General features: G+C 68.2%; 12 protein-coding genes. 10 read left to right on the forward strand and 2 right to left on the reverse strand.

The annotated features are described in order from the left end of the window. The first annotated feature begins 28 nt into the window (after positions 1-28). The 10 genes from ACZ6IE_RS02585 (at position 29) to ACZ6IE_RS02630 (ending at position 11405) form a co-directional block, all read left to right on the forward strand. Positions 29-421, forward strand: coding sequence for a response regulator transcription factor (locus ACZ6IE_RS02585; protein ID WP_464606651.1), 393 nt, complete (start codon positions 29-31; stop codon positions 419-421). A gap of 167 nt (positions 422-588) precedes the next feature. After that, positions 589-1887 (forward strand): ABC transporter substrate-binding protein, encoded by a 1299-nt coding sequence (locus ACZ6IE_RS02590; protein WP_464606652.1) that lies wholly within the window; start codon positions 589-591, stop codon positions 1885-1887. Positions 1888-2054: 167 nt separating this feature from the next. Further along, the gene (locus ACZ6IE_RS02595; protein ID WP_464606653.1) at positions 2055-3068 is read left to right on the forward strand and encodes a carbohydrate ABC transporter permease; all 1014 of its coding nucleotides are present in this window, start codon (positions 2055-2057) and stop codon (positions 3066-3068) included. A 2-nt stretch (positions 3069-3070) separates the two neighbouring features. Then, positions 3071-3976, forward strand: coding sequence for a carbohydrate ABC transporter permease (locus tag ACZ6IE_RS02600; protein WP_464606654.1), 906 nt, complete (start codon positions 3071-3073; stop codon positions 3974-3976). Beyond that, positions 3977-5422 carry a GH1 family beta-glucosidase gene (locus tag ACZ6IE_RS02605; protein WP_464606655.1) on the forward strand — a complete coding sequence of 482 codons (1446 nt, stop codon included), beginning with the start codon at positions 3977-3979 and terminating at the stop codon, positions 5420-5422. It abuts the gene before it with no gap. Between the two features lie 72 nt (positions 5423-5494). Next, positions 5495-6475 (forward strand): LacI family DNA-binding transcriptional regulator, encoded by a 981-nt coding sequence (locus tag ACZ6IE_RS02610; RefSeq protein ID WP_464608574.1) that lies wholly within the window; start codon positions 5495-5497, stop codon positions 6473-6475. 370 nt (positions 6476-6845) lie between these two features. Next, the gene (locus ACZ6IE_RS02615) at positions 6846-7724 is read left to right on the forward strand and encodes an alpha/beta fold hydrolase (RefSeq protein WP_464606656.1); all 879 of its coding nucleotides are present in this window, start codon (positions 6846-6848) and stop codon (positions 7722-7724) included. Then, complete coding sequence (locus ACZ6IE_RS02620) at positions 7721-9367, forward strand: carboxylesterase/lipase family protein (RefSeq protein WP_464606657.1); 1647 nt, start codon at positions 7721-7723, stop codon at positions 9365-9367. Before ACZ6IE_RS02615 ends, ACZ6IE_RS02620 begins: the two co-directional genes overlap by 4 nt. Positions 9368-9429: 62 nt before the next feature. Next, a complete protein-coding gene (locus ACZ6IE_RS02625; RefSeq protein WP_464606658.1) occupies positions 9430-10479 on the forward strand; it encodes a lipoate--protein ligase family protein in 1050 nt (349 codons plus the stop codon). After that, positions 10476-11405, forward strand: coding sequence for a DNA-methyltransferase (locus ACZ6IE_RS02630; protein ID WP_464606659.1), 930 nt, complete (start codon positions 10476-10478; stop codon positions 11403-11405). Before ACZ6IE_RS02625 ends, ACZ6IE_RS02630 begins: the two co-directional genes overlap by 4 nt. On the opposite strand, the gene sufU is transcribed toward ACZ6IE_RS02630, so the two are convergent. After that, positions 11402-11884 (reverse strand): Fe-S cluster assembly sulfur transfer protein SufU, encoded by a 483-nt coding sequence (sufU, locus tag ACZ6IE_RS02635; RefSeq protein WP_464606660.1) that lies wholly within the window; start codon positions 11882-11884, stop codon positions 11402-11404. The two genes, ACZ6IE_RS02630 and sufU, sit on opposite strands and share 4 nt — an antisense overlap. Next, entirely contained in the window at positions 11884-13182 is a 1299-nt protein-coding gene (locus tag ACZ6IE_RS02640; protein ID WP_464606661.1) for a cysteine desulfurase, read from the reverse strand. Before ACZ6IE_RS02640 ends, sufU begins: the two co-directional genes overlap by 1 nt. Positions 13183-13289: the final 107 nt, after the last annotated feature.

The following is a 13289-nucleotide window of genomic DNA, read 5'->3' on the forward strand; positions in this document are numbered from 1 at the left end:
TTCGCTTCGGGGAAACGAGGGGAAGACCATGGCACGTGTGATGATCGTCGAGGATGATGCCGACCTGCTGCGGTTGCTCGCCATCCGCTTGCGCAAGGCCGGCCACGATGTGGTCGAGGAGGCCGACAGCTCTGTCGCCCTCGATCTCATGCGGCTCGAGCGCCCCGACGCGGTCATCCTCGACTGGATGATGCCGCTGCTGTCGGGTGTCGATCTCAGCCGCCAGATCCGGCGCGAGCCGGGCCTCGAACGGGTGCCTGTGCTCATGCTCACGGCCAAGAGTTCGGCGGAGGATGCCGAGGAGGCGCAGCGTGCGGGTGTGGATGCGTTCCTGTCGAAGCCGTGCTCGGCCGCCGAGTTGTTGCACCGGCTCGAAGCCGTGATCGAGGCGAAGGGTCGCCTGCGCGATTTCTCGGCCTGAGCCGCGCTGAACCGCTCGCGCGGTGTCGTTCCGCGCACGACATGAGAGCGCTCTCTTGACGGATCCGAATTCTCGACGTAGTCTTGCGCCAATCTCATGGGAACGCTCCCGCGGCATGTTGGCGGGGATTCCGAGATTCCCTCACACACGCACACAAAGGAGTGACCGTGAATCACACACGACGCGCAAAAGTCGCGGCGACCATCGCCGGGGCGGCGACCCTGGCCCTCGTGGCGGCGGGTTGCAGCTCATCCGCCGGCGCCGACCCCAACGAGAAGATCACCCTCTCGATCACCACGTTCGGCACCATGGGCGTCGACGCGAACTACGAGAAGTACGAGAAAGAACACCCCAACATCACGATCGAGGCCACCAACCTCGAGGGTGGCGGCGCGGCTCGCGACGACGCCTACGCCAAGATCGCGGCGGGCACGGGCCTCAGCGATATCGTCGCCATCGAAGAGGGCTGGCTCGGCACCATCCAGGAGGTCACGGGCTCGTTCGTCGACCTGCGCGACTACGGCATCGAGGACGTGAAGGATTCGTGGCTCGACTGGAAGTACAAGCAGGGCACGGATGCCGACGGCCGCGTCATCGGCGCCGGTCTCGACATCGGCCCGCAGGGTCTCTGCTACCGCGGCGACCTGTTCGAGGCGGCCGGCCTGCCGAGCGAGCGCTCCGAGGTGGCCGAGTACTTCGGTGGTGAAGAGGCGACGTGGGACCGCTTCTATGAGGTCGGTGCCGAATACGTCGAGAAGTCGGGCAAGGCGTTCTATCACAGCCCCCGATTCTTCTGGAACTCCTTCGTGAACCAGCAAGAAGAGGGCTACTACAAGAAAGACGGAGAAACCCTCAACATCAAGGGCAACGACGTGCTGAAGGACCAGTTCGCCAAGGTCGTCGAGGCCGAGGTCGACGGGCTCGGCGCTGGCCTCCCCGGCTGGGATGTCGGCCCCGAGGCCAAGGAGGACAAGTACGCCACCTACATGTGCCCGAGTTGGATGCTCGGCATCGTGCAGGGCTACTACGACGAGGGCACGACCGACAGCGGATGGGACTTCGCCGACGTCCTTCCGGGCGGTGCAGCCAACTGGGGCGGCGCGTTCCTCGGCGTCTCCGAATCGTCCGAGCACAAGGAGGAAGCGGCCGAGCTCGCCCTCTGGCTGGCGGCCCCCGAGCAGCAGGCGGCCTCGTTCGAACTGGCGGGACCGTTCCCCAGCACGACCGAAGGTCAAGAGCTCGTGAACGACACGACCAGCGCGTTCTTCAATGACGCACCCGTGGGGGAGATCTTCGCGGCCCGCTCGGAAGGCGTCATCGCGCAGGTCAAGGGACCCGAGGACTCCAACATCCAGGACAACGTGTTCGGCCCCGTGCTCGACAAGGTGAGCCAGGGCGAGATCACCGACGGTGAGACGGCGTGGAAGGAAGCGCTGAAGCTGCTCGACCAGCTCGTCGAGCAGTAGACGCGACGTCGCCTCACGGGTGTCTCGCTCATTCGGGGCACCCGCGGCGGGGCGGCAGGCACGGCACGAGGGCACGGATGGTTCGCACAGGAACCGTTTCGTGCCCGACCGCCCCGCCGCCGCCCCGCCCTCTTCCCGCCGCCCACCTCTTTCGGATTGGCCGAGCCATGACCAGCACAACCAGCGTCCGCCCCGCTCCGACGGCTCTGACGTTCAGACAGAAGCTCAACCGCTTCGACTACAAATTCTCGCCCTACCTCTACATCGCGCCCTTCTTCATCCTGTTCGCGTTGATCGGCCTGTTCCCGATCATCTACACCTTCAACGTGTCGCTCTACGACTGGCATCTGCTGAAGGGCCAGGGCGATTTCGTCGGCCTGGAGAACTACGTCTCGGTGCTCACGGACCCGTTCTTCTGGAACGCGTTCCGCAACACCATCAGCATCTTCCTGCTCTCGACCATCCCGCAGCTCGTGGTGGCCACCGGTATCGCGGCGTTGCTCGATCAGACCCTGCGTGGGCGCACCTTCTGGCGCATGAGCATCCTGCTGCCCTACATCGTGGCTCCCGTGGCCGTCGCGGTCATCTTCCTGCAGATCTTCAACCAGTACCACGGCCCCATCGCCGGGTTGCTCGAGCTGTTCGGCCTCGACCCGGTGCGCTGGGCCTTCGACGTCTTCCCGTCGCACGTGGCGATCGCCACCATGGTGAACTGGCGTTGGACGGGCTACAACGCGCTCATCCTGCTGGCCGCCATGCAGGCCATCCCGCGGGATGTCTACGAATCGGCCGCTCTCGACGGCGCCAACAAGGTGCGCCGGTTCTGGTCGATCACGATCCCCATGATCCGACCCACCCTCATCTTCGTGGTCATCACGGCGACCATCGGTGGCCTGCAGATCTTCACCGAGCCGAAGCTGTTCGACGGCCGCACCAACGGTGGCTCCGACCGCCAGTTCCAGACGATCGTGCTCTACCTCTATGAGCTGGCTTTCCCGCGCCGCGACTTCGGGCGCGCATCGGCCACCGCGTGGATCCTGTTCCTCATCATCATCCTGGCCGGCCTGCTGAACTTCGCGATCTCGCGCGCCATCCGCACGGCCGATACGAAACCGACCAAGCTGCCCCGCGTGAAACCGCCCGTGCCTGCATCCGTCCCCGACACCCGCAAACGAGGCTGATCATGACCGCCCTCATCGAACGCCCACCCGTCTCGTCGACACCGTCGTCGCCGACACCGCCCACGAAGTACCGCCGCGGGACCGACCACGAGCGGCCCGGCATCCTCACCTACTCGATCCTCATCGCGTTCTTCCTCGTCTCGGCCTTCCCGCTGTGGTGGTCGTTCGTGATCGCCAGTCGGCAGTCCTCGGACACCAACGCCGTGCCGCCCGTCATGGTGCCGGGCCCGAACTTCTTGAGCAACGCCGCCAAGGTGTTCGAATCGGCGCCGTTCATGCTGGCGCTCGCCAACAGCCTCATCATCTCGACCGTCATCGCGGCGTCGGTGGTGTTCTTCTCCACGCTGGCCGGCTACTCCTTCGCCAAGCTGAAGTTCCGCGCCAGCAACGGCCTGCTTCTCGCCGTCATCGCGACCATGGCCATCCCGACGCAGCTCGGCATCATCCCGCTGTTCATGCTCATGGCCGAGTGGCATTGGGTGGGCACGCTGCAGGCCGTCATCGTGCCGGGGCTCGTCACGGCGTTCGGCGTGTTCTTCATGCGGCAGTACCTCGTCGACGTGATTCCGGATGAATTGATCGAGGCCGCGCGCGTCGATGGCGCGTCGATGTGGGGCACGTTCTGGCACGTCGCCCTCCCGGCCGCCCGCCCGGCCATGGCCGTGCTCGGACTCTTCTCGTTCATGGCCGCGTGGACCGACTTCCTGTGGCCGCTGCTCGTGCTGGGGCCCCGCAATCCGAGCGTGCAGACGGCGCTCGCGGCCCTGAGTGCCGCCGGCGGGCAGACGCCAGACCATTCGCTCGTGTTGGCCGGGGCGGTCCTCTCGACCATCCCGCTCCTCATCCTCTTCATCCTGGCGGGCAAGCAGCTCGTCGCCGGCATCATGCAGGGAGCAGTGAAAGGCTAGATGACCATTTCTGACGAGCAGCTCACGTCGAGCCGCCCCGACTACCGCGATTCCGGGCTCGTTTTCGACGACGGGTTCGTCATCGGCTCGGCCACGGCCGCCTACCAGATCGAGGGGGCGGTGACCGCGGGGGGACGCGGGCCCTCGATCTGGGACACGTTCAGTGCCACGCCCGGTGCGATCACGAACGGCGACACGGGTGCCGTGGCCGACGACCACTACAACCGGCTCGATGAAGATCTCGACCTCATGGTCTCGCTGGGGCTCGAGGCTTACCGCTTCTCGGTGTCGTGGCCGCGCATCCAGCCGTCGGGGGTCGGGCCGGCCAACCCCGAGGGTGTGGCGTTCTACAGCCGACTCGTCGACGGGCTTCTGGCCCGCGGCATCCGACCGATCGTCACGTTGTATCACTGGGATCTGCCGCAGGAGCTCGAGGATGCGGGGGGCTGGACCTCGCGCGAGACCGCAACGCGTTTCGCCGACTACGCCCGCCTCGTGGCCCGCGTCCTGGGCGATCGCGTCGAGGTGTGGACGACCCTGAACGAGCCCTGGTGCAGCGCCTTCCTCGGCTACGGATCGGGTGCGCACGCCCCCGGCCGCACCGATGCCGAGGCGTCCCTGCGCGCCATGCACCACCTGAACCTCGCGCACGGCCTGGCCGTGCAGGTGTTGCGCGAGGAACTGCCCGCGCACGCCGAGGTCTCGGTCACGCTCAACTTCCACGTGCTGCGCGGTGAGGATGCCTCGTCTCCCGAGGCGCGTCGGCGCATCGACGCCCTGGCCAATCGGGCCTTCACGGGTCCGATGCTGCACGGCGGATACCCCTCCGACCTGCGAGCCGACACCGCGGCGATCACCGACTGGTCGTTCGTGTTGCCGGGGGATGAGCGCATCATCCACCAACCGCTCGACTTCCTGGGGGTCAACTACTACTCGACCGCGACCGTGCGGATGTGGGACGGCACGTCGTCCCGGCAACACGCGGACGGCCACAAGGCTGCCGGCGGAACACCGTGGCCGGGCAGCGAGCACGTCGAGTTCCTCGTGCAAGAGGGTCCGTACACGTCGATGGGCTGGAACATCGCGCCCGACGGCCTCGAAGAACTGCTCGTCTCGCTCGGCGCCGAGTTCCCGGGCCTGCCGCTCATGGTGACCGAGAACGGTGCGGCCTTCGACGACGAGATCGATGCCGACGGCCGGGTGCGGGATGTCGGCCGCCTCGACTATCTGCGCCGCCACTTCACGGCCGCGCACCGGGCCATCGCACGCGGCGTCGACCTGCGCGGCTACCTGGTCTGGTCGCTGCTCGACAACTTCGAGTGGGGTTACGGTTACAGCAAGCGGTTCGGCATCGTGCACGTCGACTACGACACGCAGGTGCGCACCGTGAAGGACTCGGGTCGCTGGCTGGGTGCGCTCATTGATCGGCACCGCATCCCCGAATAGGATGACGCGGAGCCGCAGCCCGAAGGAGACACCATCACCGACGTCGAGACCGCACCGGCGGCACCCACACTGATCGCCGTCGCCCGCCTGGCCGGGGTCTCGAAGTCGACGGTGTCCCGCGTGCTGAACGGTTCGCCGCAGGTGACGCCCGAGGCGGTCGAGCAGGTCACGGCGGCCGTGAAACAGCTGAACTACGTGCCCAACCGGGCGGCGCGCAACCTCGTGCGGCGGCGCACGCAGATGATCGCCATGGTCATCCCCGAGCGCACCTCGGAGTTCTTCGCCGACCCGTACTTCGCCGAGGTCATCCAGGGGGCGGCGCTGTACGCGTCGTCGACCGACTACACGCTCACGCTGCTCATCGAATCGGACACCGACCCCGAGAAGACACGACGCTTTCTCACGGGTGGCAACGTGGATGGCGCGCTCGTCCTGTCGCATCACAGCAGCATGCAGAGCTACGCCGACCTGTCGCCGTCGCTGCCCGTGGTGTTCGGCGTGCGACCGCTCGAGACGATCGTGCCCGAGCCCTACGTGGTCGACGCCGACAACGTCGAAGCCGGCATCCTGGCCACGCAGCGCCTGATCGACGCGGGCCGCACGCGCATCGCCACCATCACGGGTCCGCTCGACACGGCCGCGGGACTCGACCGGCTCGAGGGATGGCGGCGGGCGCTCGAAGGCGCCGGTCTCGTCGAAGGCCCGCAGGCCGAGGGCACATTCACGCCCGCCAGCGGCGCAGCTGCAATGCAGCGGATTCTCGACACGGGACAGCCCGTCGACGCGGTTTTCGCGGCCTCGGCGCAGATGGCGTCCGGCGCGATGGGACGACTGCGGGAACACGGCCTGTCGGTGCCGGGGGACATCGCCGTGACCGCGGTCGACAACAACTTCTTCGCCGCCGACACGGCGCCCGGGCTGACGACCGTCGACCTGCACACCGCCGAGAAGGGCGCGTTGCTCGTTCAAGCGCTGCATCGCTTGCTGGCCCGCGAGACGGTCGAGCACACGATCACGATCGGGAGCACGCTGATCGAACGAGGATCGGTCTAGCCTGACCCTCGATTTGGCCCGACCCTCGATTTGGCCCGACCCTCGATCTGGCCCGACCCTCGATCTGACCCGACCCTCGATCTGACCGGCGGCCGCGCCCGCGAGCAAAAAAAGTAAGGGGGTAGCTGGACCCGAACCAGCTACCCCCTCAGGCAGGCCCACCCGTCCGTTCGGCGTCCGGGCATTCTCCGATAATGCCTAAGCGAAGGGACTCTGGGTGGGGGGCCTTTCGAGTTACAAACTACGCGACGCGCGCCCCCCGGAGGAGGGGCTTGACGAAAGGAAAACCCCGGGGTAAAAGCTCTGGTCGCGGCGCGTGTGCGGGGTCGAAAAGCGCCGGGTGGAGCATCCAGCGGTCTACTGTGAGAACGTGAGCCCGAACTCATCGTCCCCCCGCCCGACGGGGCCGGCGACACCCGAGACCTTCACCCTGCGCGACGCCGACGACGTGGAGGTGTTCTACTACGTCTGGCGGGCCGAGAGGCCGCGCGCGATCATCCATGTGTCGCATGGTGCGGGCGATCACGCCCGGCGTTACGACGAGCTCGCCGGGCACCTGGTCGCCGCCGGATACACCGTGGTGGCCGACGACCATCGGGGGCACGGGAGGACGGGGCTCGGCCACCTCGGCCTGTCGCACCTGGGACCGGGTTCGACGAGGGCGGCGACGCGCTCGGTGCAGGCCGTCGGTGAGCGTATCCGCGCCGAGAACCCCGGCGTGCCCCTCGTCATGATCGGCCACAGCTGGGGCTCGCTCATGGCTCAGAAGATCGTGGGCACCACCGACATCTACGCCGGTTTCGTGCTGTCCGGCACGTCGCTCGCGATGCCGGGTGTCCTGAACGGCGGTGACCTGAACAAGCGCTGGCGTGGCCCGGATGCGACGGGCCTCGAGTGGTTGAGCCGCGATCCGGCCGCGCGCGAGCGGTTCGCGGCCGACCCGCTCACGTTCGACATCGCCGTCACGCCCGTGTGGACGCTTCGACAAGCGCTCGCCTTTCTCGGCCGGCCCGCGAAGAAGATGTCGCCGACCCTGCCCGTGCTCATCCAGGGCGGCTCGGACGACTCTCTCGGGGGGACGCGCGGCATGACCCTGCTGCAGAAGGCCTACCGTCGCCGAGCCGGGCTCACCGATGTGACGCTCATGATCTACCCGGGCGCGCGCCACGAGATCTACAACGAGACCAACAAGCTCGACATCATCCGCGACCTCGTCGGCTGGCTCGACGCCCGGTTCCCGCGCGCATGAACTATGTCGTCGAGACCGCATCCGGGCGCGTGCTCGGCGAGTCTGCCGGGCCCGTTTCGGTGTGGCGCGGCATTCCCTTCGCGGCGCCGCCCGTGGGAGACGCGCGCGGTCGTGCGCCGCGGCCGGTCGTGCCGTGGAGCGGCGTGCGGGATGCCACGCGCTTCGGCTTCATTGCGCCGCAAGACGACCAGCGCACATCGGGCATCATGACCAAGGCGGGCGGTCCCGAACAGAACGAGGGCTGCCTCAACCTCAACGTCTGGTCGCCGGGGGCGCCCTCCAGCGTGGGCGGGCGGCCGCTACGGCCCGTGCTCGTGTGGTTCCACGGCGGCGCCAACGTCTCGGGGGCCTCGTCGCTGCCCGACTATGACGGCGCGTCGCTGTCGGCGCGCGGCGACCTCGTCGTCGTCACCGCCAACTACCGGCTGGGCGCGCTCGGTTTCGGCGACTTCTCGTCGTTCGGCCGCGGTGCCGCCCGTGGGACCGCTCGAGACGGTCGCTCCGGGCTCGCGGGCCGCGACGGCTTCGACAGCAACCTGGCGCTCCGCGACGCCGTGGCCGCGCTCGACTGGGTGCGCGTCAATATCGAGGCGTTCGGCGGCGATCCCACGCGCGTCACCATCATGGGCGAATCGGCGGGCGCGTCGATGGTCACGACCCTTTTGGCCACGCCTGCGGCCGCCGGGCTCTTCCGGGGCGCCATCGCCGAGAGTCCGCCCGTCACGACGGTCTACGGCCGCGAACGATCGGCGGCCCGCGCGCGCGAGATCCTCGACGAGCTCGGCATCGAACCCGCCGACGTCACCCGCCTGCGCGACGTCCCCGTGTCACTCATCGTGCAGGCATCGTCGAGCGTGCTCACCCGCAACGCCCGCGAACGCCCCGGCACCTTGGCGTTCGGACAGGTGGTCGACGGCGCGTATCTGCCGCAGCATCCGCTCGACGCCTTCGAAACCGGTCGCACGCACGCCGTGCCGCTCCTCATCGGCACCAACGATGACGAATCGACGCTGTTCAAGCGCGCCGACCCGCCCATCGTGCCCACCACGGCCGACCTTATGATGAAAACGCTCGAGAACGCGGATGACGCGAGCCGCCAGCGCATCCTCGCCACCTACCCGCGCCCCCGCTCGTCACGAGCGGCCCTCGACTTCGGCACCGATTGGACGTTCCGGCAGCCCGTCCTGCGCGCTGCCGCCGGCCACACGATCCACGCCGGCAACCGGGCCAACGCCATCAACGCGTCCAACGCCGGCAACGGCGGCCAAACCCGTCGGAATGCCCCTCGCGCCCACACCTTCGTCTACCAGTACGGTTTCGCCTCGCGCATCGAGCGACTCCTCGGCCTGGGAGCCACCCACGGGTCCGACATCCCTCTCGTCTTCGGGACCCTCGGCGAGCCCATCGGAAAAGTTCTCGGGGTGCTGGGCCCGCGGCGCACCATCCGCCGTCTGTCGGGTGAGATCCAGGATGCCTGGATCGCCTTCGTGCGTGCGGGCGACCCCGGCACGCCCGGCCGGCCGTGGGCACCGCACCACGAGGGCCGCTCTGTGCACCGCATCACGGCCGACGGCGGGCACGATGTGGGCGAGCTCGAACCGGAGAAACGCGAGGCGTGGTCGACGCTCGTCTGGCCGCGATGAGGGCCGGCGTTGTGCGCTGCGATTGCGGGTGCGATCACGGAGCGCGCCGTTAGGCTGGGCGTATGCATGGTGAGTACAAGGTTCCGGGCGGAAAACTCGTCGTCGTAGACCTCGATGTCGTCGACGGAAAGATCGCGAACTTCCGGCTGGCGGGTGACTTCTTCCTCGAACCCGACGAGGCGCTGGGCGATATCGACCGCGCCGTCAACGGCCTCCCGGCGCAAACGGATGCCGCAGCGCTCGCCGCCGCCATCCGCGCCGCCCTGCCCGCCGACGCCACCCTGCTGGGCTTCACTCCCGACAGCGTCGCCACGGCCATCCGCCGCTCGCTGTCGAACGCCACCGATTGGCGCGACTACGACTGGCAGCTCATCCACGACAAGGCCGTTGCGCCGCGCGTGCACCTGGCGCTCGACGAGGTGCTCACGGCCGAGGTGGGCGAGGGTCGCCGTGGCCCCACGCTGCGCATCTGGGAGTGGAACGAATCGGCCGTCGTCATCGGCAGCTTCCAGTCGGTCAAGAACGAGGTCGACCTCGAGAATGCCGAGAAGTACGGTTTCGACGTCGTGCGCCGCATCTCGGGCGGTGGCGCCATGATGATGGCCAAGAACTCGATCGTCACCTATTCGCTCTACGTGCCCGCCGAGATGGTGCAGGGCATGACGTTCGCCGAAAGCTACGCCTACCTCGACGACTGGGTGCTCGTCGCGCTGCATTCGCTCGGCATCGACGCCAGCTACGCACCCCTCAACGACATCACGAGCCCCGGCGGCAAGATCGGCGGGGCCGCGCAGAAGCGTCTGGGATCGGGTGCCGTGCTGCACCATGTCACCATGAGCTACGACATGGACGGCGAGCTCATGACCAAGGTGCTGCGCATCGGCCGCGAGAAGATGAGCGACAAGGGCACCACATCGGCCGCGAAACGCGTCGACCCGCTGCGCAGCCAGTCCGGGCTCGAGCGGTCCGAGATCATCGACCGCATGAAGGCCACCTTCGTGTCGCTCACGGGCGCCGTCGAGGGGCACATCACCGACGACGAGTATGCGGCGGCCGAGGCGCTCGTCGAGTCGAAGTTCGCCACCGAGCAGTGGCTGCACCGGGTTCCGTGAGCGCGCCAGACCCCCTGCCCGGGCCCCCGCCCGTTCTCGTATCGCCGCACGTCATCGAGGGCGACAACCTCGCCGTGCTGCCGACGCTGCCCGACGAGGCGTTCACGCTCATCTACATCGACCCGCCGTTCAACACGGGTCGCACCCAGACGCGCCAGACGAGCACGGCCAAACGCACGGTCGCGGGCGGCTCGGGTGAATCGGGCGCGCTCGTCACGGGTTTCAAGGGCCGCACCTACGAACGCATCCGCGGCGACCTCAAACGCTACGACGACGCCTTCGACGACTACTGGGCTTTTCTCGAACCCCGCCTGATCGAGGCGTGGCGCCTGCTCGCCGACGACGGCACCCTCTACCTCCACCTCGACTACCGCGAGGCGCACTACGCGAAGGTGCTGCTCGACGCCATCTTCGGCCGCGACTGCTTCCTCAACGAGATCATCTGGGCCTACGACTACGGTGCGAAGTCCAAGAACCGCTGGCCCACGAAACACGACACGATCCTCGTGTACGTGAAGAACCCGAGCGGCTACTACTTCGATTCGACCACGGTCGACCGCGAGCCCTACATGGCGCCCGGGCTCGTCACGCCCGAGAAGGTGCTCAAGGGCAAGCTGCCCACGGATGTCTGGTGGCACACGATCGTGTCGCCCACGGGCCGCGAGAAGACGGGCTATCCCACGCAGAAGCCCGAGGGCATCTTGCGGCGTATCATCCAGGCCTCCAGTCGCGAGGGCGATTGGGTGCTGGACTTCTTCGCGGGCAGCGGCACGACGGGCGCGGTGGCGCAGAAGCTCGGCCGCAACGTCGTTCTCGTCGACCAGAATCCCGAGTCGATCGCGGTCATCCACGCGCGTCTCGCGGCCGATGCGGCGGCGTCGGCCTCGGCACCTGCGCCAGCGTCCGCACCGGCGATCGGGGACTAAGCGCGCCCTGCGGTGACTTGCTGAACGGTGTCTTCGGCGGCGACCCAGGCCAACATGGCGCATTTTACGCGCGCGATGTACTTCGAGACGCTCTCGAGCACGGCGGCGTCGCCGAGCGGTTCGTCGTCCTCGACACCGGCGCCCCGCGACCGCATCATCTCGCGGAACAGCGCGATGCGCTCGGTCAGCTCGGTGGGGGTGAGACCCGGCGCCAGCTCGGACAGCAGCGAGGCCGAGGCCATCGAGATCGAGCATCCCTGGCCGTCCCAGCTGAGCCGTTCGATGACGGGTTCGCCGGCCGCGCCCGCGTCGCCCGTGCCCTCGACGAGGTGCAGACGCAGCGTGATCTCGTCGCCGCACGTGGGGTTCAACTGATGCGATTCGGCCACACCCCCGTCGACCAGACCCGAGCCCTTGCGCAGCTTCGAGTGGTCGAGAATGACCTGCTGATACAGCCCGGCCAGCTCCGGCGACGCCATTACACGACCCCGAAGAACGAGCGGATGTCGCGCACACCGTCGACGAAAGCATCCACGTCTTCGAACGTGTTGTACACGTAGGTGCTTGCGCGAGTCGACGCCGTCACCCCGAACCGTCGGTGCAGCGGCTGCGCGCAGTGGTGCCCGACGCGTGCTGCGATGCCGCGGTCGTCGAGGAACTGCCCGACGTCGTGGGCGTGCACACCGTCGAGGTCGAATGCGACGAGCCCCGCGCGGCCCTCGGGGGTCTGGGGGCCGAGCACGCGAACGCCGTCGATCTCGAGCAGCCCGGCGAGCAGGCGTTCGCCGAGCGTGTGCTCCCAGGCGGCGACGTTCTGCATGCCGATCTCGCCGAGGTAGTCGGTGGCGGCGGCCAGAGCGATGGCCTGCGAGATGCGCTGGGTGCCCGCCTCGAAGCGCTGTGGTGCGGGCAGGTAGCCGCTCTCCTCGAGCGTGACGGTCGTGATCATCGAACCGCCCGTGAGGAAGGGTGGCAGGGCGTTGAGCAGAGCACGGCGGCCGTAGAGCGCGCCGATGCCGGTGGGGGCCAGCATCTTGTGGCCCGAGAACACGGCGAAGTCGACGCCGAGGGCGTGCAGGTCGAGCGGCAGGTGCGGGGCCGATTGGCAGGCGTCGAGCAGCAGCAGGGCGCCGTGGCGGTGAGCGATCTCGACGAGTTCGGCGACGGGGTTGATCACGCCGGTCACATTGGACACGTGCGTGACGGCGACGATGGCCGTTCGGTCCGTGATCAGGCGCTCGGCATCGTCGAGGGACAGGGTGCCGTCGTCCTGCAGCGGGATGGCCCGCAGCGTGGCCCCCGTGCGTGCGGCGAGCTCCTGCCAGGGCACGAGGTTCGAGTGGTGCTCGCCTTCGGTGATGACGATCTCGCTGTCGGCCGTGAGCCGCAGCGCGTCGGCTTCGGCCCCGCCGCGGCCGAGGCTCGCGTTCGACAGGCCGTAGGCGACGAGGTTGATACCCTCTGTGGCGTTCGAGGTCCACACGATCTCGTCGGCGTCGACACCCACGAAGGCCGCGACTTTCTCGCGCGCTTCCTCGTAGCTTTCGGTCGCGAGGGCGGCCAGCGTGTGGGCGCCGCGGTGCACGGCCGCGTTCTGCCGCTCGTAGTAGTACCGTTCGACGTCGAGCACGGCGCGCGGTTTCTGCGAGGTGGCGCCCGAGTCGAGGTAGACGAGCGCGTGCCCGTTCACCTCTTGGTCGAGCGCCGGAAAATCGGCCCGCACCCGTTTCGCGTCGTCGTTACCGAAGGTGGTGCGGGGGAGGTCAGCGCGTGTCACGGGGTGCTTCCTATGCGGGGTGTCGGCCGGGCGGCGAGGGGCGCGGCGGGATGCTCGAGCATCCGAGGTGCATTCCTATTCTCGCCGGGCACACCGTGGATTGCCAG

The organism is Okibacterium sp. AC114 (genome assembly GCF_979253355.1).